The sequence below is a fragment of the Streptomyces albus subsp. chlorinus genome (assembly GCF_013302895.1).
GTDB lineage: Bacteria > Actinomycetota > Actinomycetes > Streptomycetales > Streptomycetaceae > Streptomyces > Streptomyces chlorinus.
The window spans coordinates 6585834-6609824 of sequence record NZ_VJOK01000001.1 but is presented as its reverse complement, the minus strand read 5'-3'; the positions used below and the strand labels follow the sequence as shown (position 1 = coordinate 6609824).

At 75.0% G+C, this 23991-nt stretch carries 22 protein-coding genes; 8 read left to right on the top strand and 14 right to left on the bottom strand.

The window, feature by feature from the left end:
* Positions 1-83: 83 nt before the first annotated feature.
* Both FM076_RS28640 and FM076_RS28635 read right to left on the bottom strand, forming a co-directional pair.
* The gene (locus FM076_RS28640) at positions 84-905 is read right to left on the bottom strand and encodes a DeoR/GlpR family DNA-binding transcription regulator (protein ID WP_173873755.1); all 822 of its coding nucleotides are present in this window, start codon (positions 903-905) and stop codon (positions 84-86) included.
* A 13-nt stretch (positions 906-918) separates the two neighbouring features.
* Complete coding sequence (locus tag FM076_RS28635) at positions 919-1593, bottom strand: histidine phosphatase family protein (protein WP_173873754.1); 675 nt, start codon at positions 1591-1593, stop codon at positions 919-921.
* 139 nt (positions 1594-1732) lie between these two features.
* On the opposite strand from FM076_RS28635, the gene FM076_RS28630 reads away from it, so the two are divergent.
* The 3 genes from FM076_RS28630 (at position 1733) to FM076_RS34770 (ending at position 4085) form a co-directional block, all read left to right on the top strand.
* Positions 1733-3199, top strand: a complete 1467-nt coding sequence (locus FM076_RS28630; RefSeq protein WP_173873753.1) for an FGGY-family carbohydrate kinase — start codon at positions 1733-1735, stop codon at positions 3197-3199.
* Positions 3200-3343: 144 nt separating this feature from the next.
* Positions 3344-3862, top strand: coding sequence for a methylated-DNA--[protein]-cysteine S-methyltransferase (locus FM076_RS28625; RefSeq protein WP_173873752.1), 519 nt, complete (start codon positions 3344-3346; stop codon positions 3860-3862).
* Positions 3863-3953: 91 nt separating this feature from the next.
* Entirely contained in the window at positions 3954-4085 is a 132-nt protein-coding gene (locus FM076_RS34770) for an LPFR motif small protein (RefSeq protein WP_274598948.1), read from the top strand.
* Here FM076_RS34770 and FM076_RS35130 read toward each other — a convergent pair.
* From FM076_RS35130 to FM076_RS28600, 4 genes are all read right to left on the bottom strand, one after another.
* On the bottom strand, positions 4074-5987 hold the full coding sequence (locus FM076_RS35130) for an alcohol dehydrogenase catalytic domain-containing protein (RefSeq protein ID WP_345945295.1): 1914 nt from the start codon (positions 5985-5987) through the stop codon (positions 4074-4076). The genes FM076_RS34770 and FM076_RS35130 overlap by 12 nt on opposite strands.
* A complete protein-coding gene (locus tag FM076_RS28610) occupies positions 5984-6715 on the bottom strand; it encodes a TIGR04282 family arsenosugar biosynthesis glycosyltransferase (protein WP_173873751.1) in 732 nt (243 codons plus the stop codon). The genes FM076_RS35130 and FM076_RS28610 overlap by 4 nt, the downstream gene beginning before the upstream one ends.
* Positions 6716-6953: 238 nt before the next feature.
* Complete coding sequence (locus tag FM076_RS28605; protein WP_173873750.1) at positions 6954-7628, bottom strand: LuxR C-terminal-related transcriptional regulator; 675 nt, start codon at positions 7626-7628, stop codon at positions 6954-6956.
* Positions 7619-8818: a sensor histidine kinase gene (locus FM076_RS28600; protein WP_345945294.1), complete on the bottom strand. Its 1200-nt coding sequence runs from the start codon at positions 8816-8818 to the stop codon at positions 7619-7621. The genes FM076_RS28605 and FM076_RS28600 overlap by 10 nt, the downstream gene beginning before the upstream one ends.
* Before the next feature lie 111 nt (positions 8819-8929).
* Here FM076_RS28600 and FM076_RS28595 point away from each other — a divergent pair, with 111 nt between their 5' ends.
* The gene (locus tag FM076_RS28595; protein WP_173873749.1) at positions 8930-10207 is read left to right on the top strand and encodes a serine hydrolase domain-containing protein; all 1278 of its coding nucleotides are present in this window, start codon (positions 8930-8932) and stop codon (positions 10205-10207) included.
* Between the two features lie 83 nt (positions 10208-10290).
* Here FM076_RS28595 and FM076_RS28590 read toward each other — a convergent pair whose 3' ends face one another.
* The 7 genes from FM076_RS28590 to FM076_RS28560 form a co-directional block, all read right to left on the bottom strand.
* A complete protein-coding gene (locus tag FM076_RS28590) occupies positions 10291-11469 on the bottom strand; it encodes a GNAT family N-acetyltransferase (RefSeq protein WP_173873748.1) in 1179 nt (392 codons plus the stop codon).
* On the bottom strand, positions 11469-12599 hold the full coding sequence (locus FM076_RS28585) for a DegT/DnrJ/EryC1/StrS family aminotransferase (protein ID WP_173873747.1): 1131 nt from the start codon (positions 12597-12599) through the stop codon (positions 11469-11471). Before FM076_RS28585 ends, FM076_RS28590 begins: the two co-directional genes overlap by 1 nt.
* 11 nt (positions 12600-12610) lie before the next feature.
* Positions 12611-13135 carry a cupin domain-containing protein gene (locus tag FM076_RS28580; RefSeq protein ID WP_173873746.1) on the bottom strand — a complete coding sequence of 175 codons (525 nt, stop codon included), beginning with the start codon at positions 13133-13135 and terminating at the stop codon, positions 12611-12613.
* Between the two features lie 114 nt (positions 13136-13249).
* Complete coding sequence (locus FM076_RS28575; protein WP_173873745.1) at positions 13250-14173, bottom strand: hypothetical protein; 924 nt, start codon at positions 14171-14173, stop codon at positions 13250-13252.
* The gene (locus FM076_RS28570; protein ID WP_173873744.1) at positions 14170-15306 is read right to left on the bottom strand and encodes a class II D-tagatose-bisphosphate aldolase non-catalytic subunit; all 1137 of its coding nucleotides are present in this window, start codon (positions 15304-15306) and stop codon (positions 14170-14172) included. Before FM076_RS28570 ends, FM076_RS28575 begins: the two co-directional genes overlap by 4 nt.
* A gap of 61 nt (positions 15307-15367) precedes the next feature.
* Positions 15368-16573 (bottom strand): glycosyltransferase family 2 protein, encoded by a 1206-nt coding sequence (locus FM076_RS28565; RefSeq protein WP_173873743.1) that lies wholly within the window; start codon positions 16571-16573, stop codon positions 15368-15370.
* Between the two features lie 191 nt (positions 16574-16764).
* Entirely contained in the window at positions 16765-17517 is a 753-nt protein-coding gene (locus FM076_RS28560; RefSeq protein ID WP_173873742.1) for a response regulator transcription factor, read from the bottom strand.
* Positions 17518-17979: 462 nt separating this feature from the next.
* On the opposite strand from FM076_RS28560, the gene FM076_RS28555 reads away from it, so the two are divergent.
* Complete coding sequence (locus FM076_RS28555; protein WP_173873741.1) at positions 17980-19155, top strand: CoA transferase; 1176 nt, start codon at positions 17980-17982, stop codon at positions 19153-19155.
* Positions 19156-19190: 35 nt separating this feature from the next.
* On the opposite strand, the gene FM076_RS28550 is transcribed toward FM076_RS28555, so the two are convergent.
* Positions 19191-19919 carry an IclR family transcriptional regulator gene (locus tag FM076_RS28550; RefSeq protein ID WP_173873740.1) on the bottom strand — a complete coding sequence of 243 codons (729 nt, stop codon included), beginning with the start codon at positions 19917-19919 and terminating at the stop codon, positions 19191-19193.
* A gap of 171 nt (positions 19920-20090) precedes the next feature.
* Here FM076_RS28550 and FM076_RS35125 point away from each other — a divergent pair, with 171 nt between their 5' ends.
* From FM076_RS35125 to FM076_RS28535, 3 genes are all read left to right on the top strand, one after another.
* Positions 20091-20942: an acyl-CoA dehydrogenase family protein gene (locus tag FM076_RS35125; RefSeq protein ID WP_173873739.1), complete on the top strand. Its 852-nt coding sequence runs from the start codon at positions 20091-20093 to the stop codon at positions 20940-20942.
* Entirely contained in the window at positions 20942-22195 is a 1254-nt protein-coding gene (locus tag FM076_RS28540; protein ID WP_173873738.1) for a CaiB/BaiF CoA transferase family protein, read from the top strand. Before FM076_RS35125 ends, FM076_RS28540 begins: the two co-directional genes overlap by 1 nt.
* A gap of 147 nt (positions 22196-22342) precedes the next feature.
* A partial coding sequence (locus FM076_RS28535; RefSeq protein ID WP_173873737.1) for a hypothetical protein occupies positions 22343-23991 on the top strand: 1649 nt, incomplete at its 3' end.

The following is a 23991-nucleotide window of genomic DNA, read 5'->3' as shown; positions in this document are numbered from 1 at the left end:
CAGCGTTTCAGTCGTCTACGTTTCAGTTCTGATGTTAAATTCACACACTCGATGTGAAAAAGGGGCTCGCGTCTCTCACGCCCTCACCTCCCACCCCTCACCTCCGCGAGCCGCACATCGGTGTGCTCCCTCAGGTCCGCGACGAGTTGGGCGTCCACCCCGTCGTCCACCACGACGTGGTCGAAGTCGGCCACCGGGCACAGCCGGTGCAGCGCGGTGCGGGCCACCTTCGAGTGGTCCATCAGCAGGGCCGTCCGGGCCCCCGCGTCGAGCATGGCGCGCTTGACCAGCACCACGTCCTGCTCCTGGTGGAAGGTCATGTGCGCGTTCATCGCGGAGGTGCTGACCAGCACCAGGTCCACGGCCATCGCCTCGACGGCCTCCACGCACGGCACCCCGAGGAAGGAGTCGTGGGTGCGGGAGTACTCGCCGCCGAGCGCGATGAGGCGGATCTCCTCGCACCCCGCGAAGACGTCGAGCACCCGGCGGGCGTTGGTCAGCACCGTCAGCGGCCCCTTGTCGCGCAGCAGGCCGGCCAGCGCGAGCACGGAGGTGGAGTCGTCCAGCATCACGGACATGCCGGGCTCGACGAGCCGCGCCGCTACCCGTGCGACGGCCTCCTTCTCCGCGACGTGGACGCCGAGGCGGTAGTCGAGGTTGCTCTCGAAGACGCTGGTCGGCAGCGCGGAGACGCCGCCGCGGAAGCGGCGCAGCACCCCGCGCCTGGCAAGCGCGTCCAGGTCGCGGTGGACGGTCATCACGCTGACGCCCATCGTCTCGGCGAGCCAGGTGACGGTGACGGTGCCGTGCCGCACGACGTGCTCGGCGATGCGCTGCCTGCGGTTCTCCTGGGAGCGGGCGGCCGCGGCGGGTGACGGGCCGCTCTTGCGGCCGGTGTTCGTCATGGTCCGGCGCCCCTCAGCCCGCCGCAGCGGGGGCGGTGGCCGGCGTGTGAGCGGCCGCGCCGGCGAGGGGGCCGGTGGGCACGTTCAAGGAGCGCAGCGCCGTACGGTCGCCGCTCACCTCGATCTCGGTGACGGCCGCGTTGTCGAGCCGGGGCAGGACGTGCCGGTAGCGGCCGACGGGGATGCCGAGCATGGCGCACAGGGCGATGCGGAACGCCGTGTTGTGCGCGACTACCAGGACCGTCCCCCCCTCGTGGGCCGCGGCGACCTCGCGCAGCGCCCCGCACACCCGGGCGGCGACGGCGGTGGGGGGCTCGGAGCCGGGGAAGGCGCCGGTCTCGGCGTCCTGCTGGAAGGCGCGCACCAGTCCGGCGTCGTCGGCGGTCATCTCCGCGATGGTGCGGCCCTCGCCCCAGCCGAAGTCGGCCTCGCGCAGCCCCTCGTGGACCGCGGGCGCCAGCCCGAGCGCGCGGGCCGCGGGCGCCGCCGTGCGCCGCGCCCGCTCCAGCGGCGAGCTGACCACCGCGCGCACCGGCGTCTCGCGGGAGCGGGCCACCGCCCACCGGGCCAGCTCCTCGGCCTGGCGCAGCCCGTCGTCGGTGAGCGCGACGTCGGAGATCCCGGCGTAGCGGTTCTCGGCGTGCCAGACGGTCTGGCCGTGTCTGACGAGCAGGAGCCGGGCGGTCATGCGTCCTCCAGGGCGGGGCTTCGGCGGTGAACAGCGAGAGGGCATTGGGTTTCTTCACGTCGAGCGCTATAAATATAACAATCTCGATGTGGAGAACGAGCGAGCAGCACCGCGACTGCCGTCTGGAGGGCGCACGGCCATGACTGGAACCACTGGGGCGATCATCGGTGTCGACGTCGGCACCTCCGTCACCAAAGCCGTCGCCTTCGACCGGGACGGGACCGCGCTGCACACCGCCGCGCGCCGCTCCACGCTGCTGCGCGAGCCCGGCGGCATCGTCGAACAGGACCTCGACGAGGTGCTGGACAGCGTCGCCGAGGTGGTGCGGGAGGTGGCCGGTTCGCTGCCGGGGCCACCCGCGGCGCTCGCCCTGACCGGCCAGGGCGACGGGCTGTGGCTGCGGGACGCCGAGGGCCGGGCAGTCCGGCGGATGATCTCCTGGATGGACGGCCGCGCCGCACGGCTGGTCGCCGGCTGGCAGCGGGACGGCACGGTGGAAGAGGTCTTCCGGCACACCGGCTCGGGCATGTTCCCCGGCTGCCACGCGCCGCTGCTGGCGTGGCTGGCCGAGCACGAGCCGCAGGCGCTGGAGCGCGCGGCGGTCGCGGGCTACTGCGTGGACGCGATAGCCCAGCGGCTGACGGGCACCATCGGCGTGGACGCCTCCGACGCCACCCTCCCCTTCCTCGACCCCGTCACCCGCCGCTACTCCCCCGCCGCGCTGGCCGCCTGCGGCGTCGACGGGTTCGGCCACCTGCTGCCCGAACCGGCCGCGCCGCGCACCGTCCTGGCCCTCGACCGGAACGGGGCCGCGCTGCTCGGCCTGCCGTCCGGGCTGCCGGTCACCTCCGGCCCCTACGACCTCCCCGCCTGCGCCATCGGGAGCGGGGTGCGGGAAGTGGGCGACGGGCTGCTGACGGTCGGCACGACGCTGGCCTGCCAGGTGCTCACCGACCGCGCTGACGAGGGACGGGACGGCGAGCCCGCCGGGATGTGGCTGTGCACCCCGCGCCCCGACCGCTGGCTGCGGGCCCTGCCCGCGATGGTCGGCACCGCGGGCATCGACTGGGCGCTCGGCCTCGTCGGCGCGTCCACCGGCGACCTGGAGGCGCTGCTGGACAAGAGCCCCGCGGGGGCGCGCGGGGTCACCGCGCTCCCGTTCCTGTCGGAGGCGGGCGAGCGCGCCCCGTTCGTCTCCCCCGGCGCCCGCGCCGGGTTCGCCGGGATGACCCTGGCCCATGACCGCGCCGACCTGGTCCGGGCGATGTGCGAGGCGGTCGGCTACGCGGCCCGGCACTGCCTGGAGGCCGCGGGACTCTCGCGCACGCTAGCCGCCTGCGGGGGCGGGACCCGCTCCGAGGGCTGGATGCGCGCGTTCGCCGGGATCCTGGGACGGCCGGTCCGGGTGCCGCTGGAGGCCGAGGTCGGTGCGCGGGGCGCCGCCGTCGTGGCCCGCGCGGCGCTGGGCGACCCGGTGGACGAGGAGAGGTGGCACGCGGAGTACCGGCTGGTGGAGCCGGACGAGGAGGAGCGGGACCGGTACGAGAGGGGGTACGCGGACTACCGCGAGAGGGTCCAGACGGCGCGGGCCGGCTGGGACGGCTGAGACCGGCCGGCCCGGCGGCGGGTGCGGCGGTGCGGCGGTGCGGCCTCGCGGGCCCGCGCGCCCGGTGCATCCCGATGTCGCTTTTCCGCCAGTCCCCTCCCCCGGGGAACGGGAGACTGGAGGGGAACGGAGAAGGGACGAGCCATGCACCGCACGCACACCGTCATCGACAGCCCCGTCGGCCCGCTGACCCTGGTCGCCACCGACGGGACGCTGTCCGGCATCTACATGGAGCCCCACCGGCACCGTCCCGCCCAGGAGACGTTCGGGCAGCGCGACCCGGGCGCCTTCGGTGAGGTGACGGAGCAGCTCGGCGAGTACTTCGCCGGGGACCGCAAGGAGTTCACGGTGCCGCTGGCCCCCGAGGGCACCGCCTTCCAGCACACCGTGTGGGAGGCGCTGCGCACCATCCCGTACGGCGAGACGCTCTCCTACGGGCAGCTGGCGGAGCGGATCGGCCGGCCGGGTGCCGCGCGGGCCGTCGGGCTGGCCAACGGACGGAACCCGCTCAGTATCGTCGTCCCCTGCCACCGGGTGATCGGCTCGACGGGGCAGCTGACCGGGTACGGCGGCGGCATCGAACGCAAGCGGCACCTGCTGGACTTCGAGCGCGGGGCTTACGTGCCGCGGGGAGCGGGGGCCGCGGCCACGACGCTGTGGTGAACGAGGGCTTGCCCGGCGAGGGTTTGCTTTCCGCGCCGGCGGCCACCCGTGGGGCGGACAGACACACCAGCCGTCCACCGAGGAGGACATGATGCTCCGCGCCATCGCCGACGTGCTGCGTTCGATCGGCGGCGCCATCGCCACCGTCGTCACGCTTCCCTTCCGGGCCGTCGCCCGGCTGCTGGGCGGGGCTTCCCGCTCCACGTCCCGCTCAGCGCACTGAGCGCCCCCGCCCGCCGGAAGCGGTCACCCGCCGAAGTCCAGGAGGATCTTCGGCGGGCCGCTTCTGCCCCGCTCCAGCAAGGCGAAGGCCGCACTCGCCGAGGCGGCCGGGAACACCTCGGCCACCAGCGGCGCCGCGTCCAGGACGCCCCGTTCGAAGAGGGCGACCGTGCGGTCGTAGTGGAAGACGCCGTGCTGGATGCCGAGTACGTCCACGCCCTGGAGGGAGAGTTCGCCCGGGACGAAGGAGACCGGCTCCCTGGCGACCCCCACCAGTGCCACCCGGCCGCCGCGCCGTGCCATGCGGAGCGCCCCGGTGAACGCCGAGGCGGCGCCCGACGCCTCCACGACGAGGGAGTAGGCGTGCTCGGGCACGTCGTCGGCGTGGTGGGCCGCGTCCGCGCCGCAGCGCAGCGCGAGGTCGAGCCCGGCCCCCGTCGATGCCGACGGCGTCCACCGCCGCGGCGTGGTGGCGCGCGAACTGCACGGCCAGCAGTCCCATCGTGCCGGTGCCCACGACGGCGACCCGGTCGTCGAAGCGCAGCCGCGCCCGCTCGAACGCCTCGACGACGGAGACGGCGGGCTCCACCAGCGCGCCCGCCGGCTCGGGCAGTGACGCGGGCAGCGGCGTGAGCGCGTGCGCGGGGACGCGCACGTAGTCGGCGGCACCGCCCTGGAGCCCGTAGAGGCCCACTTCCCGCAGGGCCGCGCAGCTTTGCGTCCTCCCCGCGTGGCAGTCGGCGCAGCGCCCGCAGGGCACCATGGTGCGGCCCACGACGAGCGTGCCGACGCCCGGGGCGTCCGCGGGTGGTTCCTCCGCGTAGGCGACCACCTCGCCGTACCACTCGTGCCCGAAGACGTGCGGGAAGGTGATCCGGCCGTCCTGGAGGAACGCCGAGGTTCCGTGCAGGATCTCCAGATCGGTACCGCAGATCCCCACCTTGCGGGTGCGCACCAGCACCGATCCCGGCTCCGGCCCGGGAACCGGCACCGTGGCCAGGTCCGTCCGCCCGAGACCGGTGATGCGCGCGGCACGCATGGTGCCGCCGGGCCACTTCCCCTTCACCGCACGGTCCTTTCCGCCAGGCTGCTCACGGTACGGGCGCGGGCGCGGACCGCCGTGGTCCACCGGCCCCGCCCCACCGGGATCATGGCACGGACCGGTGCCGCCTCCGCGCCCGGGTCGGACCCGGCGCGGGCGGTACGCGGCGGACCCAGTGGCACGGTGGCCGCGCCCGTGACAGACCCGGCGCAGGGCGAGGAACTCCCGGGAGTCCTTGGACCAGGCGTCCTGTGCCGTCCAGCCGGCGGGCCCAGCCAGGCGGTCCAGTGCCGAGGCGCCCAACCGCGCCCAGGGAAAGGGGGTTCCCGTGCCGCCCTGGGCGCTCTCCAGCCAGACCCGGAGCCGTTCGTCGACGTCCTCCCGGGCGACCTCGGCCAGCAGCAGACCGCCGGGCCGCACCAGCTGGGCGACACGGCGCAGCAGCAGCTCGGGATCGCCGCCGATGCCGATGTTGCCGTCCATGAGGAGGGCGGTGTCCCAGCTGCCGGGGGCGGGCAGCGGGTCGAAGACGGAGCGGCGCACGGCCCGTCCGCCGCGCCGCACAGTGCGGGCGACGGCGGCGGGATTGACGTCGATGCCGAGCGAGGGGTGCCCCTCGTCACGCAGCGCGGCCACCAGACGGCCCGGCCCGCAGCCGATGTCGAGGACGGCGCCGCGGCAGCGGTCCAGGACGGTCAGATCGGCCGCGTCCGCTCCGGCGCACCAGCGCTCCACGTCCAGCGGCAGCGACCAGCCGCCGGCCGCGCGCAGCCGGAGCGGACCGCGGCCGAGGCTGATCGCCCGGGTGTAGGGGTCCTCGGTCCAGGACCCGGCTGTGGTCGCCGGCCGCCGCCCGCTCACGCCCCGGCCGTCCCCGGGGCGCCCGGCGAGTCGCCCGCTGTGCCCGGTGCCGTCGGCGCGGGGGCGCGGTCCAGCAGTCCGCGCAGGCGGGCGTGTTCGGCGGCGAAGAGGGTGCCGGGGGCCCGGGCGGCGACCGCGGCCGCGTCGTCCGGCTCGTCCACGTCCCGCAGTTCGGGCAGGTCGCACACTCGAAGTCCGGCGTCCACCAGCCGGGCGCGCTGCACCGCGCCGGTGGTGGGGGTGGACATGGGGACGCCGCGCAGCAGGGCGGGGTCGGGGCGGGCGAGTCCGAGGGCCCAGAAGCCGCCGTCGGCGGCGGGGCCGAAGAAGGCGTCGTGGTCCCGCCAGGCGTGCGGCGCGGTGGCCGGTGCGAGGAGTCCGGGGGTCAGCTGCGGGGTGTCCATGCCGACGAGCAGGGCGGGCCCGTCGCACAGGGCGAAGGCGGCGGCCAGGCGCGCGTCGAGTCCGCCGGCCGCCTGCGGGGCGATCTCCAGGGTGTCGCCGCCCTCGTCGGGGCCCGGCAGCCACGGCCCCGGCCGGCCGTCCAGGACGAGGACGCGGCGCCGTGCCGGGGTGGCCAGCACCGCGCGCAGCGTGTCGGTCAGCGCGGCGGACGCGAGGGAGGCGGCCCCGTGCTCGGTGAAGACGGGGCCGAGCCGGGTCTTGGCCCGGCCGGGGCGGGGCTCCTTGGCGATGACGAGCAGCGTGGTGCGGGAGGGGTGCGGCATCACGCGTCCTCGTCGGCGGCGGGCGGCACCACGTCGGCCGCCGGTGCGGACCGGCCTCGGGGTGCGGGCGCGGGCGCCGCTGTCGCGGCCCGCCACGTCATGCCTGAACCTTCCTGGAGCGCATGTGTCGAGCCTCCTGGAGTCGGCCGGGGCGGTGAAGCGTCTGTCGGGCGCCCGGACGGGGTAGCCGATCGGGCGCCCGTACGGGTGTGCCGTGCCTCAGTGCGGGGATGTCGTGTCAGTGGGGCGATGCCGCCGGGTCGAGCGCGGTACCGCCATGGCGGCGGAGGTAGGCCAGCACGGCGCGGACGCGGCGGTGACCGCTGTCACCGGCCGACAGGCCGAGCTTGGCGAAGACGTTCCCGATGTGTTTGTGGACGGCGTTGTCGGTGATGACGAGCCGTTGGGCGATGGTCGCGTTGTCGTGGCCCTCCGCCATCAGCGCGAGGACCTCGCGCTCACGTGCGGTCAGGGCGTCGACGGGGTCGCCTCCCGCGAGGAGTTGGGCGATGACCTCGGGGTCCATGGCGGTGCCGCCGGCGGCCACCCGGTGCAGCGCGTCCGTGAACTCCGCGACACGGCTCACCCGGTCCTTGAGCAGGTAGCCGATACCGCCCCGGGCGTCGGCGAGGAGGCGGCCCGCGTAGTCCTGCTCCACGTACTGCGACAGCACCAGGACGGGAAGTCCGGGATGGTCCCGGCGCGCCTGGAGTGCGGCCCGGATGCCCTCGTCGCGGAAGGTCGGGGGCAGCCGCACGTCCACGAGGGTGACGTCCGGCCGGTGGGTCTCGACCGCGGCGAAGAAGCCGCGGGTGTCGGACGTGATCGCGGCGACCTCGAAGCCCTGGGAGTTGAGCAGGAGTTCGAGCCCGGACGACAGCAGGACGTTGTCCTCGGCGATCACTACGCGCACGGCAGCTCCACGGTGAGGACGGTCGGCCCGCCCGGCGGGCTGCTGATCTCCATGGTGCCGTCCAGGGCGGCGGCGCGGCGGCGTATTCCGTCCAGGCCGGATCCCCGGGCGGCGTCCGCTCCGCCGGTCCCGTCGTCGGCGATCTCCACGTGCAGCAGCGCGCCGTTGCGGGTGACGCGGACCGAGGCGCGGGTGGCGCGGCTGTGCCGCGCGATGTTCGCCAGTGCCTCGGTGACGGCGAAGTAGGCCACCGCCTCGACGGCCGCGGGGACCTCACCGAGCGGGCCCGTGTCGATGCGGGTCGGCACCCCGGCTCTGGTGGTCAGGGTGCTGATCGCACCGGCGAGGCCCTGGTCGGCCAGCACCGGGGGATAGATGCTGCGGATGACGGAGCGCAGCTCGGTCATCGCGTCCTCGGTCTCGGCGTGGGCCTGCCGTACGAGAACGGCGGCCGTGCCGGAGACGTCGGGGAGGCTTTCGCCGGCCACGGCGAGCCGCATCGCGATGGCCACGAGCCGGGCCTGGGTACCGTCGTGCAGATCTCGTTCGATCCGGCGGAGTTCCGCGCTGTGTGCCTGCAGGACGTCCGCACGTGTCCGGGTGAGTTCGGTGACGCGTTCGGCCAGTCGCGCCGCGGGCGAGGGTCTCAGGAGTGCCAGGCAGCACCGGGCGTGCGCCCGGGCGAGCGGCGGGAGGAGGAGGGCGGCCAGTGCCGCCAGGAAGACGAGGTTCAGCAGGCCGAGCGGCAAAGCCGTGCCCCAGCCGGTGAGGGGAACGCTGACCACGGGCAGCCACGGTGCCGTGGGAAAGGCCCACCACAACGCCGTGATGACGGGGGTGAGAAGCAGGCTGCCCAGGAGGAGCAGGGCGAGGGCGCCGGCCGGCAGGCCGGTGACCACCTGCGTCAGGAGCCACACGAGGTCGCGGCCGGCGGCAGGCGGACGCGGCTCGACCGGCTGTCCCAGCAGTTCCCCGGCGCGGCGGCGATGCCGCTCCGCCCGGCGCGCCGCCGGCGGCGGCAGGCACAGCAGGGGTGCCGCGGCGAGCGTCACCACCGCGGCCGCCAAGGTGCGCAGCAGATAGCGCCCGCTGCGCCACGCCTGAAGCCGCCATGCGCGCGCAGCGCCGAGGTTGTCGAGCACGTGTCCCGCTTTCCCGCCGTCGTACAGGAGGACTGTGGAAGGTCCCACGTGCCGCAGCCTAGGTACCAGGCTGCCTGGAGGCACTACAGGTAGCTGTAGCTTTCTTCCGGGAGCCTGGGGTAGCGAAACGCGGCCGGGTGCCCGCCTAGCGTGCGGGGCATGAGACCAGCGAACCCGGCCGTCGCGCCGCACCGCCCGCCCGCTCCCCGGCCCGGCCGACCCGGCCGTCCCCGTCGGCCGCACCGCCGCATGGGCGCGCGGTGGCGGGCCGCGGTCGCAGCCGCCCTCGTCGCCGTCGGTGCGGCCATCGCCGTCCAGTTGCCGGCCGGCTCCGGGGCGGCCCCGCCCGGATACGGGCGAGACGATCTGCGCCGGGACGCCGACGCCCTCCGGGCGCTGGGGGTCACCGGTGTCCAGGCGCGGGTGACCACAGGACCCGGGCGTGATCTGGTAGCCACCAGCGGCGTCGCCCGGGCGGGCACGGACCGTCCGGTGCCCCGCGACGGCTACTTCCGGATGGCCAGCACCGGCAAGGCACTTGTGGCCACCGTGGTCCTGCAACTGGTCGACGAGGGCAGGCTGGCGCTCGACGACACGGTGGACCGGTGGCTGCCCGGCCTGGTGGACGGCCACGGCAACGACGGACGCCGCATCACCGTCCGCCAGCTCCTCCAGCACACCAGCGGCATCCGGGACGACGCCCTCCCCGGCTTCACCACCCGGCGGGAGTACCGCGAGCGCCGGTACGACACCTACACACCGCGGCAGATCGTCGCGCGGGCGATGCGGCACCGCCCGGCTTTCCCGCCCGGCGCCGGGTGGAGCTACTCCAACACCGGCTACGTCCTGCTCGACCTCATCATCGAGAAGGCCGCACAACGCCCTTGGCACAAGGAGGTCGCGGACCGCGTCCTGGAACCGCTGGGCATGGACCGCACCTATCTGCCGGGCAGCGACCCGGCACTCCGCCGTCCGCACGCCAACGGCTACGACGTCTTCCCTTCCGGCGAACGGGTCGACGTCACCAAGGTGGTCCTCCCCGACCCCGGCAGCTACGTCTCCACCACCGCGGACGTCAACCGCTTCTTCCGGGCCCTGCTCGGCGGCGAACTGCTGTCCCCGGCGCGGCTGGCGGAGATGCGGGAGACCGTCCCCGTCGACAAGGAGACCCGGGCGTTCTGGCCGCACGGACGCTACGGCCTCGGGCTGGTCGAGCGGCCCCTGTCCTGCGGTGGCAGCTACTGGAGCCACGAAGGAGGCGATGGCGGCTACATCACCCTGAACGGCGCCACGGGCGACGGCAGCCGTGCCGTCACCGTCTCCATGTCCACCGCGCTGAACGACTCGCCCGGCAGCGCGCTCCGGCAGGAGCGGACCGCCAGTGCCCTCGTCGACCACGCGCTGTGCGGCACCCCCGGCAGCGGGCAGGACAGGTAACGGCCCTCCCCCGGCGGCGAGGAGCGGGACCCGGGTTCCGGCGGCGGAGAGCGGCCCCGGCGGGGAAACCTCACGGGCCCCGGTCAGAAGCTGTCCGGGAGCCAGGGGGTGGGGCCGGTGGCCAGGGCGTCGAGGAGGGCGAGGTCCCGCGGGGCGCCGTCGGCCAGGCCCAGCCGGGCGGCGTGGCGCAGCGGCAGCGCTCCCGCGTACCAGGCGGCCAGCGTCCCGGCGGGCAGCCGCACGGTGCGGGTGGCCGGGTGGCCGGGCGGGGGGCTGCCGCGCTGGGCGTGCAGCAGCCCTTCCTCGAAGGTGAGCGCGTAGGGGGCGGACCTGCCCTCGGGCGTGACGACCTCCAGCCGTACGCCGCCGCCCGGTTGCGGGTCCCAGCCGCGGGCTTCCAGCGCGCGGCGTACGTCGAGCAGGGTCAGCACCCACGGGTACCAGCCCTCCTCGCGCACCGTGTAGTGGTCCAGCGCCCACTGGAGGGGGCCGGGCCGGGGCAGTACGGAACGCCGCAGCCGGATCTCGCGGACCTGGGGCGAGCCGGCGGTGACGGCCTCCAGCAGGGCGGGCAGCGCGTCGAGCCCGTCGTGCCACAGCTCGTGCACGACGGCGGCGACGCCCCAGGGCCGGTGGGGCTCGACGGTGACGGTGGCGTAGCCGGCCAGCGTCCCCTCGCGGGTGACGCCGAGGGTCAGCGCCCCCTCGGTGACGCGCTGTTTCCAGCCGCGCCACCAGGAGGGGTGCCGCAGCGGCCCGTTCCAGCCGGCGGCAAGGCGGTCCCGCAGCCGGGCGCGGGCGGACTCGTCGGGCACGACGGCGGTGAAATCGCCCCGTACCGGCGGAAGTCGCGCCGGGTCGAGGGTGTGGCTGGAGGCGACGGCGACGGACTCCCAGCCCCAGCGCCGGTAGAGTCCCGGGGCCGGGGTCCAGGCGCAGGCGAGGTGGGCTCCGTGCTCGTGGCGGAGCCGGTCGGTGCCCTCTTCGGTGAGGCGGCGGGCGAGTCCGGCGCCCCGGGCCCAGGGGGCGACGGCGAGCCAGGCGACGCCGCCGGACGGTACCGGACGCCCGCCGAAGTGCTGGGCGAAGGGCAGGAAGAGGCCGCCGCCGAGCACCTCGTCGCCGCGTGCCGCCACGGCCGTCACCCCGTGGGCGCGCAGGGTGGCGTGGTCGTAGGGGGCCTTGCCGAAGGCGTGCCGGGTGTGGGCAAGGTATCCGGCGAACGCGGCGTCGTCGGGAGCGGTGTGCACCCGGGTCTCCATCAGGCGGCCTCCGCGCCGAACCAGCCCGCGACGGCGTCGCACACGTGCCCGATCTCGGCGGCGCTCAGATCGGGCCGGATGGGCAGGCAGAGCGTCTGCCGCGCCAGTTCCTCGGCCACCGGGCAGGGGTGCCGCCCGGCGGCGGGTCCGGCGAGCGCCGGCTGGTGCGGCAGGGGCACCGGGTAGCGGACGACGGCGTCCACACCGGAGGCGATCAGATGGGCCAGCAGCCCGTCGCGTACCGTCTCGCTCTCGGTGCGCACCTGGAAGAGGTGGTAGACGTGTTCGCCGTCCTCCCCGGGCCGCTGGAAGCGGAGCGGGAGGTGGCCGAGGCGCTCGCGGTAGGTGGCGGCCAGCTCGGCGCGGCGGCCGTTCCAGGTGTCCAGCCGGTCGAGCTTGTGCAGCAGGATCAGCGCCTGGAGGGTGTCGAGCCGGGAGTTGTAGCCGAGGATCTCGTGCTCGTTCTGCCGGGGCTGGCCGAAGTGGCGCAGCAGGCGCAGCCGTTCGGCCAGTCCGGCGTCCTGGACGCTGATGGCGCCGGCGTCCCCGGCGGCGGCCAGGTTCTTGGACGGCGCGAAGCTCCAGCAGCCCGCCGCCGAGGCGGTGCCGACGCGGACGCCGTGGCTGCGGGCCCCGATGGCCTGGGCGCAGTCCTCGACGAGGGTGACCCCGGCGTCGTGGGCGAGCCGCAGGGCCCGGGGCACATCCGCCGCCTTGCCGAACATGTGGACGAGGATGAGCGCGCGGGTGCGCTCGGTGAGCGCGTCCGGAAGCCGGTCGAGGTCCATGAGGAAGTCGTCCTCGCGGCAGTCCACGTAGACGGGTGTGGCGCCGCGCCGGGCGATGGCCTGGGCCGTGGCGTGGAAGGAGTTGGCGACGGTGACGACCTCGTCGCCGGGGCCGACACCGAGCGCGTCCAGGGTGAGGATCAGCGCGTCCGTCCCGGAGTTGACGCCGATGGTCCGGGCCGCACCCAGGTAGGCGGCCAGCCGCTCCTCGAACGCGGCGACCTCCTCGCCCAGCACGTAGCCGCCGCGCAGCAGCAGTTCCTCGATCCTGCCCAGCAGTTCGCGCTCGCCGCCCGCGAACTGGGCGGGGTAGCGGTATTTGGGAACGGTGAAGCCGCCCATGCCCGGCCTCCTCAGCGCCCGGGCCGCTCGTCGTGCTCTTCGGCGACGCGGCCGTCACCGCGCCCGTAGTCGTCCTCCAGCCGGACGTTGTCCGAGCCGTCGTCGTAGGTGGACACCTCCACCAGCACGATGTCGGTGACGCCCTCGACCCGGTGCACGGCCCCCGGGTCCACGTGCGCCAGCGTCCCGGCGGGCATGGGCAGCCGCAGCGTCTCGCCGTCGCGGGTCTCGCGGTAGTGCATCACCGCCTCGCCCTCCAGGATGAAGTAGCTCTCCCGCTTGTGCTCGTGGTACTGGAGGGAGGTGCGGTGGCCCGCCCTGATGCGGATGAACTTGAAACCGTAGGGGCCGTCCGGCTCCTCCTCGTGCAGCCAGCGCTCCTGGCCCCACAGCTTGACGACCTTCTTGGTGTCGGCGAACTCGATGACCCGGACGCCGGGCGCCACCTGGCGCGGCGGCCGGGACGGGTGGGCGCCGGTGTCGCCCTCGGGCTCACTGATGGCGGTGAAGGCGCCTTCGGTCGTGGGCGTACCCATGGTGCGGTCCTTCCGTCGAGGGTGAACGGTGCGGACGGCGGGCCTGCCGGGAGCGTGCGCGAGGCAGGCGCGCCGTGGGCGGCGCGGGTGGCGGGTGTGCCGGGGACCGCGCCGCTAGCGTGCCGAGATGTGCGGCGGTGCCTGGCGGCCGTGGTCGTGGACGACGGGGAAAAAGACCTTGGACGGCCAGGTCAGCAGGTGCCAGACGATGCCCGCGACCGAGCGGTTGTACGGCCACGCGGCGGGGTCCGTCATCCCCCAGCGCGCGAACGCCGTCAGCAGCACCGGGTCGGCGGGCACCCAGCCGCCGTCCAGCTCGAACTCCACCCAGTGGTGCGGCGTGGTGAACGGCGGCGCGACCAGCAGCCCCGCGCCGTGGCGGGCGCCGATGCCGCGCCGTTCGGCCTCCCTCAGCAGCAGCCGGGTGGGGATGAGGCAGTTGGCCAGCCGGGTCGCCCGGGAGAAGCCCTCGTCCTCGATGACGCCGTCCGGCAGCACGTACAGCTCCCAGTCGGCGACCAGCGACAGCAGCTCGGAGCGCTCCTCGTCGAAGACCAGGCGGTCGGAGGGCAGCCGGGCCCGCACGGAGAAGGCCCCGGGGCCGGTTCCGCGCAGGCTTCCCGGCTCGCTGTGCCGCACCAGGCCGGGGACCGGGGCGAAGGAGCAGGCGCCGGGGTGGCCGGAGGCGCAGCCGGCCCTCAATTCCAGCTCGTGGACGTGCGGACGGCCTGCCCGTGCCGCCTCCTCCATGGCCCGCGCCTTGCGGGCCAGGGCCAGGAAGTAGGGCGAGGGCAGGCGCAGATAGGTGCTGATGTTGTGCAGGTCGGTGCGCTCGAAGCGGCGCCGGCCGCCCTCGCCGCGGTGCGGCAGTCCGTGGTCCATGAGGGCTTCGAGCAGCGCGGGGCCGATGGCCCAGGTCTCCTCGGCGAAGGCGGCGTCCTTGGTGAAGGTGCGGTGCTCGTCGGGGACGCGCAGGACGCGGTCGACGGCCTCCCGGAGCGTCTCGGGCGCGAACACCTCGGCCACCAGGGCCCTCACCGCGCACCTCCGGCGGCGCCCGCGACCCCGACGGCCCGCAGCGCGCTCTCGATCCGCTCGGCCACCGCTTCCCGGAGCACCGTCTCCAGCGGCGGGCGGCCCCGGGCGGCGAGGGCGTGCGCGGCCCGGGCGCGGATGCGCAGGCCCTCGTCGGTGCGGAAGACGTAGTGCCCGGCGATGACGGCGCGCTCGACGTCCGTCGCCGTGGTGGGATCCAGCATCCACTTGCGCCACTTGCCGCTGTCGTGGGCGAGGCGGAGGAAGTCCTCCTTGGCCCCGGTCAGCCCCGTCTCGTCGAGGACCCGCAGCAGGGCGCGGGTCTCGGCGACCCCGTACTCGGGTGCCACGTTGAAGGCGTCCACACCCGCGCGCAGCAGCAGTGCCGTCTCCCGCGCGGTGAGGTAGTCGCAGTTGTGCGCCTTGAGCAGCACGCCCTCCTGGTGGCAGGTGGCGGCCAGGGTGGAGACCTGGCGGAGCGTCTCGGCGCGCGCCGCCGGATCGTGGAAGCGGCCGACGTTGCGCAGCTCGGCGACCTTCGTGCCGGTCTGCGCGACGACGTACCGGGGCTTGGGGGCACCCGCCGCCTCGATGCCTTCCAGGACGAGACGGAGTGCGGCCTTGAACTCGTCGGGGTCGTTGGTGGACACGCCCTGCGGCTCGAAGCCGATCTCGTACGCCACCTCCCTGCCGCGCGCGGTGGCCTCGGCGTGGCAGCGCGCGTACAGCTCCACCAGGCGGGCGGCGGCGGTCGGCGCCGGGACCGGGCCGGTGCCGGGCCGGCCCTCGGAGGTGTCGATGTGCAGCAGCCCGAACCCGGCGTCCAGGTCCGCGGTGAAGGAGCGCAGGCACGACTCCAGCGCCTCGGCCGGATCGGTCAGGTGTGCCTCGGCGGTGTGCATCCACGGGCCGCCGTGGTCGCGGCACAGCAGCATCAGCCCGTCCGGGTCCTGCTCGCGGACGTGGGCGGCGAACTCCTCGGTGGTCCAGCCCAGGTAGCCGCCGCCGAACTCGGCCGCGTCCACCTGGCGGCGGCTGGGGATGAGCATGAGCGGGGTACGGGTGCGCCGGGCCACGGCGAGTGCCGCGTCGACGGCCGTGCGTGAGACCGGGCCGATGCCGACCACTGGTTCCATGGAGTCTTCCCCGTTCCTGGAGTGCTCTGGGCGCGCGGAGTGCCCGCGGCACGCCATGCGGCTAGTGGGTACGGAACTTCGACAGGTCGCCGATCGCGGAGTGGGGCGGCCAGCTGCACCAGGGGAACGTCTCGTAGGCGGTGGACCCCGCGCCCTCGGCGTCGAACCAGTCGGCGGCCCGCGCGTGGTGCAGGTGCACCATGCGGTCCCGGTAGCGGTCCATGCCGCCGTGCAGGTCGGCCCGCCAGGCGAAGTCGTTGTCCGCGCCGCCCCAGCCGGCGGTGAACCGCTCGTCGTACCCGCCGATGCGGGTGAAGAGGCTCTCCCGCAGCCACACGCAGGCCCCGGGGCTGCGGCGCAGGAACACGCCGCGCAGCGCGTCCCGCTCCACGGCCGCGCGGCCCTCCAGGCAGCGTTCGGTGACGGCCTGGTGGCTGGAGGCCCCGTCCAGGTAGAGGATGTCCTCGAACGGCCAGTGCGCCTGGGTGCCGGGCACCCGGAACCGCTCCACGGCGCGCTCCACGAAACCGCGGTCGACGAGGATGTCCGCCTCCAGCACGCAGATCAGGCCGGCGGGCCGGGCCCCGTGCACGACGCCCGCGTTGATGGTCCAGGAGTAGTTGAACGGGCCCGCGTTCCGCGCGAACAGGTAGGTGTCGCAGTACGGCGCGAACACGCTCTCCCAGCGCGGCTCGCTGTCGGCCTCCACGACGACGATCCGGTAGCGCTCGCGCGGATGGGTCTGGTCGTTCAGCGCGTGCAGGACGGCGGCCAGGTTGCGGGTGCGGTCGCTCTCCCCGCCGCGCTCCCGGAACGGGACCACCAGCGCCGCGTCCACGGGGCCGGCCGCCCTGGCCGCAGGCCGCGCGGTGCGCAGGATCTCCCGCGCGCCCGGGGTGCCGAGTCCCGCCGGTCGCTCGGTCCCGGTCTGCATGCGCAGCCGGGAGCGGGTCTCGGCGTCCCAGACCAGGGCGGCGAGGCGCGCGGTGTCCGGGTCGTCGCCGCGGCGCCTGATCCGGTCCGCCAGCAGCACCGTCAGCCGCCGGCAGGAGGAGATGTCGTCGGGGGCCTTGGCGACCGCCTCCGCGAGGGTGCGGACCCGGTCGTCCGGCAGGGCCAGCACGGCGTCGGTGACCGCCCGGTGCGCGTCCCTCGACCAGGCCCAGAAGCCGGGGGCCGCCGACTGCGCGAACGGGTCGGCGGCGAGGGCGAGGCTGCTGACGGCGGCGTCCGCGAGTGCCGCGGGGTCCTGGTGCCTCCAGCTCATCTGGCGGTCCTCATCTGCGTCCTCTCGGGCGGGGGCTGGGCTCATCATGAGCCCGGCCCCCGCCCGCCGACAGGCCCGGATGACCGCCCACACTGAGCTGCCCGGGTGGGGTAGCCGGATGGGTAGGGCACCACGGGCGGCCGCCGCCCGCTCCTCCACCCGCCCGCGGGTTGCCGCGCCGGCGCCGGGTGTCAGTCCGTGAGGCCCAGTTTCATCGCCGTCACCACGGCGGCCGTGCGGTTGGTGGCGTCGAGCTTCAGCAGGACGCTGCTGACGAGGCGTTTGACACCGTGCTCGGAGATGCGCAGGTGCCGGGCGATCTGCTTGTTGCTGAGGCCGGCGACGAGCTGGTCGAGGACCTCGTGCTCGCGGGCGGTCAGCCGTACGGTGCGGGCGGGCAGGAGGTGGGCTGACTGCCCGGCGTGGCTGAGGAGTTGGCGCCCCAGGCGGAGCGGCATCGGCATCTCGTCGGCGGCGAGCTGCCGCAGGGCCCGCTCCAGCGTCTCGGCGGTGAGTTCCTCGCGCAGCAGGTAGCCGTCCGCGGGCAGCCGGGCGAGGGCCGTGTCGGACTCGGCGTCGGCGGGGTCGAGGACGACGAGGGTCCGCAGTCCCGGCTGGGTGTGGCGGAGCCGGGTGAGGGAGGGAAGGCGGCGCGGTGCGGGCCCGCCCGTGCCGCCTCCGTCCGGCGCCTGGGCGAGCCCGTTCCCCGTCCGCTTCCCGGCGCCGTTCGCGCTGGAGAGGATCAGTACGTGGAACCTCCGCTCCGCCAGTGCCCGTTCCAGTTCCCCGGGGTGCGCGAACTGTTCGGCGCGCTCCACCGCCGCCAGCCGGGGCAGCATCGCCTGGAGTCCGAGCCGGAGGAGTTCGGCTTCGACGTGGACGGCGACGGCGAGCCGGGCCTCGGTGCGGTCGCTGGTGCCCGGCGTTGCCTGGATGTCGGTCATGCGGCTCACCCAATCCCCGTGTTCGGACCGCTTCCGCCGTCGCGTCAGTGGTCCTGACCTGCGTGACGCGAGCGATGATTCCGCAGACTCCCGTACCAGGGAAGCGAGTTGGCCAAGAGACCCCTGTGGCCGCACGTCGGCTCTGTGCCGCGTGTGAGGAGACGCCTGGGGCCTCCTGTGACGGGGCGCCGGACCTCCTGCGGTGGGGCGCCGGGGCGTCCCACGACGAGGGCGACCGCGCCGCCCGCGGGAGCGCGACCGGGCCGCGTGTGTGACGGCCGGGGCGGGAGTGGGTACGGCCACGGGTGACGGCACTCGGGGGCTCCGGCCTCCGGTTCCGGTACCGCACCGCCCCTGTTCCGTTCCGCCCGTCCCGATCGCGATCCGTTCCCCATGACGCCCCGTTCCCGATGACGCCCCGGTTCCGGCAACGCTCCGGTTCCGATCCCGAGGAGGCCCCCGGTGCGACCGCTGCGCGGCATGACCGTCGTCGCTCTCGAACAGGCTGTCGCCGGCCCGTACGCCACCCGTCAGCTCGCCGATCTGGGCGCCCGCGTGATCAAGGTCGAGCGCCCGGGTACCGGCGACTTCGCCCGCGGCTACGACAGACGCGTCCGCGGGATGAGTTCCCACTTCGTGTGGGCCAACCGCGGCAAGGAGTCGCTGACGCTCGACCTCAAGGACCCGAGGGGCGCCGGCGTGCTGCGCTCGCTCCTGGCGGGGGCCGATGTCTTCCTGCAGAACCTCGCCCCGGGCGCCACCCGCCGCCTCGGGCTGGACGCCGCGACGCTGCGTGCGGCCGATCCCCGCCTGGTCGTCTGCGACATCTCGGGGTACGGGCAGGGCGGGCCGTACGCGACGGCGAAGGCGTACGACCTGCTGGTGCAGAGCGAGGCCGGGCTGCTGTCGGTCACCGGTACGCCCGGGGAGATGGCCAAGGCGGGCATCGCGGTCAGCGACATCGCCGCGGGCATGTACGCCTACAGCTCGGTGCTGGCCGCGCTGCTGGAGCGGGGGCGTACCGGCGAGGGCGGCCATCTGGACATCACGCTCTTCGAGGCGACGGTGGAGTGGATGGGCTTCCCGCTGTACTACTCCTACGAGGGCGCCGAGCCCCCGCCGCGCGCGGGGGCGGCACACGCGACCATCTACCCGTACGGCCCCTTCACCGCGGGCGACGGGAGGGTCGTGATGATGGGCGTCCAGAACGAGCGGGAGTGGCGCGGCTTCTGCGAGCGCTTCCTGGGCCGGCCGGAGCTGGCCGAGCACCCCGACCACCGGGGCAACGCGGCACGCGACCGGCACCGCGACACCCTCGGCCCGCTCATCGCCGCGCGCTTCGCCGAGCTGACGGGCGAGGGGGCCGTGGAGCTGCTGTCCCGGATCCCGGTCGCCTCGGCCCGTGTCAACTCCCTGCACGAGGTGTGGCGGCACCCGCAGCTGGCGGCCCGTGGCCGCTGGCACCAGGTGGACACCCCTGCCGGGCCGGTACCCGCGCTGGCCCCGCCGGGACCGGCGTCCGCGGCTCCCCGGATGGACCCGGTGCCCGCGCTGGGTGAGCACACCGACGCCATCCTGGCCGAACTCGGCCTCACCGGCCCGGAGGTGGCCGCGCTGCGGCGGGACCGGGTGGTGTGAGGGCGGGCGGGAGGAGGTGGTGAGGCCGCCGGCGCTCACCCGCGCAGCCGCGCCGCCACGTCCGCCACCGCCTCCCGCAGCGCGTCGGCCACGGTGTCCAGGTGCGGGGCGATCCGGCCGGTCGGGCCGGCGACGGCGACGGCCGCCCGCAGCTGGCCGTCCACCAGGACGGGCCGGGCGGCGGCGTGGACGTCGGGGAGGGTCTCGCCGCGGTTGAAGGCGACGCCCTCGGCACGGACGCGCACGAGGTCGGCCCGTGCGCGCTCCCGCTCCCGCACATGGGGGAGCGCCGCCTCCAGGTAGGCGTCGCGTGCGTGCTCCGCGCGGTGGGCCAGCAGCACCTTTCCGGCGCTCGGCGGGTACAGCGGGCGGCGGGTGCGCAGGGGTGCGGAATAGCGGATGAGCTGCGGGGATTCGGCGGCGGCCAGATAGCTGAGCGAGTCGCCCACAGCGGTGGCGACCATGGCGGTCTCCGCGAACCGGTCCCGCAGCGCTTCGAGGGCGGGCCGGGCCGCCTCGGCGACATCGGGGAGGGCGGGCGGCAACAGGCAGCCCAGCGCGGGACCGAGGCGGTGGACGCCGCCGTCCTCGGTCAGGTAGCCCTCCGCCACCAGGCCCTTGACCAGCCCGAACACCGAGGATTTCGGGGCCTGGAGCTGACGGGCCAGCTCGTGGGTGCGCGCGCCGCCCGTGCGGGCGACGGTCTCCAGGATGCCGGTGATCCGGCTGACGGTGCGGTGCCCCTTGGCGGCGGTTCCGGTCATCGGCGCCCTCCCTGCGTTCGTATATACGAACCGTAGATTCTCATGCGCCCCTTCCGCTCCCCCGCAGGGGCGCTGTCCCTCCCTTGACCCGCTGCACAAGGCGCTCCTAGCATCCCCGTTGTCCCATCCAGCGCGCCGTATATCCGAACCCGTCGAAGGGCAGGCTGCCGCGTGGACTTCCGGCTCACCGAGGACCAGGAGGCCGTCCGCAGGGCGGTGCGCGAGCTGGCGGCGCGCTTCCCCGACACCTACTGGGCCGAGCAGGACGAGGCGGGCTGCTTCCCGCACGCCTTCTACGACGCCTTCGCCGAGGGCGGCTGGCTGGGCATGGCGATCCCCGGACAGTCCCAGATGATCGTGCTCATCGCCCGCACCACGCCCCATGAGGAGGTGGCCCGGCCCACCGACGGGATGACCCTCTTCCTGGCCGACCTCGATCCGGCCGCCGTCGAGCTGCGCCCCATCCCCAAGATGGGGCGCAACGCGGTGCCCTCCTACGAGGTCGTCCTCGACGGGCTGCGGGTGCCGGCCGCCCGGCGGATCGGCGAGGAGGGGCAGGGGTTCCGCCACCTGCTGGACGGGCTCAACCCGGAGCGCATCCTGCTGGCCCACGAGGCGCTGGGCATCGGGCGGGCCGCGCTGGAGCGGGCGGTGCGCTACGCGAAGGAGCGGGTCGTCTTCGGCCGTCCGATCGGGCAGAACCAGGGCGTCGCCTTCCCGCTGGCCGAGGCGGCGACGCGGCTGGAGGCCGCCGCGCTGACCGCACGGCAGGCCGCCTGGAGGTACGACCGGGGGGAGAGCTGCGGCAAGGAGGCGAACATGGCCAAGTGGCTGTGCGCGGACGCCGGTTTCCAGGCCGCCGACCGGGCGGTGCAGACGCACGGCGGCATGGGGTACGCCCGCGAGTACCACGTCGAACGGTACTTCCGGGAGGCGCGGCTGCTGCGGCTGGCGCCCCTCAGCCAGGAGATGGTGCTCAACCACGTCGCCACCCATGTGCTCGGTCTGCCGGGGTCCTACTGATGGGCGGGCGGCAGCGGGGCGAGGAGGGCGAGCGGCAGCACGGAGGAGCGCTGGCCGGGCTGCGGGTGCTGGACCTCTCCCGGGTGCTGGCGGGCCCGCTGTGCACGCAGATGCTGGCCGACCACGGCGCCGAGGTCGTCAAGGCGGAGCCGCCGGGCGGGGACGAGACGCGGGGCTGGGGCCCGCCGTTCGTCGGCGACGCCGCGCCGGGCCCGGACCGCGCCAGCGCCTACTACCAGAACCTCAACCGCAACAAGCGCAACCTCGTCCTCGACCTCTCGCGCGAGGAGGGCCGCGCGCTGCTGCGCAGGCTGCTGAGCACGACGGATGTGCTGGTGGAGAACTTCAAGGCGGGCACCCTGGCCAAGTGGGGCCTGGCCGACGAGGAGTTGCGGGCCCGCTACCCGGCGCTCGTGCACTGCCGCGTCACCGGGTTCGGCACCGACGGGCCGATGGGCGGACGCCCCGGTTACGACGCCGTGCTCCAGGCGTACGGCGGGCTGATGAGCGTCAACGGCGAGGCTGGTGGCGATCCGCTGCGCGTCGGGGTCCCGGTGGTGGACATGGTGACCGGGATCCTCGCCTTCTCCGGTGTGCTGCTCGCCCTGCACGAGCGCACCGCCTCGGGGCTGGGCCAGCTCGTGGACTGCACCCTGCTGGACACCGCCATCAGCCTGCTGCACCCGCACTCGGCCAGCTGGCTCGCGGACGGGCGGGTGCGGCCGCGCACCGGCTCGGCACATCCGACGATCGCCCCGTACGACTCCTTCGAGACCGCCGACGGGCCGCTGTTCGTCGGCGTCGGCAACGACCGGCAGTTCGCGGCGCTCGCCCGGCTGCTGGGCGCACCAAAGCTGGCCGACGACCCCCGGTTCGCCACCAACCCCGACCGGGTGCGCCATGTGACCGCGCTGTGCCAGGTGCTGGCCCCGCGCCTGGCGCGGTGGCGGCGCGCCGACCTGGCGGCGCGGCTGCTGGAGGAGGGCATCCCCGCCTCGCCCGTCCACGACGTGGCCGAGGCGCTGTCGGCGCCTCAGGTGCGGCACCGGGGCATGGTCGTCGAGCACGACGGCTACCGGGGCATCGGCACCCCCATCGGCCTGGCCCGCACCCCGGCGCGGTTCCGCACCGCCCCGTGCCGCCCGGGCGCCGACACCCGCGCGGTGCTGCGGGACGCGGGACTGACCGAGGAGGAGATCGCGGCGGCGCTGGCGGCGGGTGCCGTGCGGGCCGCCGGCGAGGACGCGGGCTGATCCACCGCCGGATCGCGGGTGCGGGGCGACGGATCACGGGTGCGGGTGGGTAAGAGCCTGGTACGGCACCGTATTCACCTCACCCGCCGCGGCGGGCTGCGCCGCCACGCGCGGCGGCACCCCGGCGCCGGCAGATCGGGGCGTGACATGACGGCACACGAACCCGCATCCGCACCGGACCCCTCCCCCGCACCCCGCGCCTCCACCGCTCCGGCCGCAGCCTCCGGGCGGGCGGAGCCGGGGGCTCCCTACACCGACCCGACCCTCGGCATCCCGGTGGCCACCTCGTGGCGCGGGGAGCCCCGCAACCGGCTGGTGACGCTGGGCGACTCGCTCACGCAGGGCTTCCAGAGCTGCTCCGTCTTCCAGACGGACCTGTCCTATCCGGCCATCATCGCCCACGAGTTGGGCTGGTCGGCGCACTTCCGCCGCCCCGGCTACGACGGCTGCGGGGGGCTGCCGCTCAACCTCGAGATGCTGCTGCGCGATCTGGAGGACCACTGCGGCAAGGACGTCGACTGGTGGGAGACGCCCTCGGCGCTCTTCCGGGCCCGCCGGTTCATGGACAAGGTGGAGGACTACTGGGAGCGCGGCGCGGGCTGCGCCCCGGTGACGACCACCGCCATCAACCACAACCTGGCCGTCTTCGGCTGGGACCTGCGGGACGCGTTGGAGAAGTCGGCCGATGTGTGCCGGAAGATGATCGGCGCGCCGCACGACGACCTGGTGCGGCAGATGGTCGGCAGCCCGGGCGAGCGCGCCGCGCTGCGCGCCCTGCCCACCCGGCCGCCCGCCGCCGGAGCGCTGACCCAGGTGGGCGCCGCGCGGGTGCTGGGCGAGCAGACCGGCGACGGGCGGGAGGCGGCCGACGGCGGGCGGGAGCCGGACCCGGACCACGGGATCGAGACCCTCGTCGTCTTCCTCGGCGCCAACAACGCGCTTTCGTCCGTGATCGGCCTCAAGGTGGTCTGGAGCGGGGAGGGCTACGACGATCTGCGGGCCAAGAGCCGGTACACCGTGTGGCGGCCCGAGCACTTCGCCGCCGAACTGCGGCGTCTGGCCGACGAGGTGGGGAGCGTGCGGGCCCGGCACGTCATCTGGTGCGCGGTCCCGCACGTGACCATCGCGCCGATAGCGCGGGGCGTGCACGGCAAGGCGGACCGCGGCTCGTGCTACTTCCCGTACTACACCCGGCCGTGGATCGGCGACAGCGACTTCGACGTGCGGCGCGACCCGCACCTGACGGGCGAGCAGGCCCGCGCGGTGGACGAGGCGATCGACCAGTACAACGACGCGATGGCCGACGTCGTGCGCGCGGCCCGGCAGGCCGGACGGGACTGGTACCTGCTGGACACGGCCGGGCTGCTGGACCGGCTGGCCTGCCGCCGCTACTTCGAGGACGAGGCGGCGCGGCCCGGCTGGTGGACGCCCTACCGGCTCCCCCGCGAGCTGCGCGCGCTCGACCCGGTGCCCAACTCCCGGTTCCTGCTCAGCGACGGCGAGCGGCGCAGCGACGGCGGGCTCTTCTCCCTGGACGGCGTCCACCCCACCACCGTCGCCTACGGCATCCTCGCGCAGGAGCTGATCGAGGTGATGCGGAAGGCGGGCGTGGAGTTCCGTACACCGTACGGGGGCGAGCCGCGGACCGGTCCGGTGCGGGTGGACTTCGAGCGCCTGGTGCGGCGCGACACGCTCATCAACCGGCCGCCCGCCACGGTCACCTCCGGGCTGCGCACCATCGGCTGGGCCGACGAGGCCCTGGACGTGCTGGGCCGCGCCCTGGGCTTCGGCCGCGC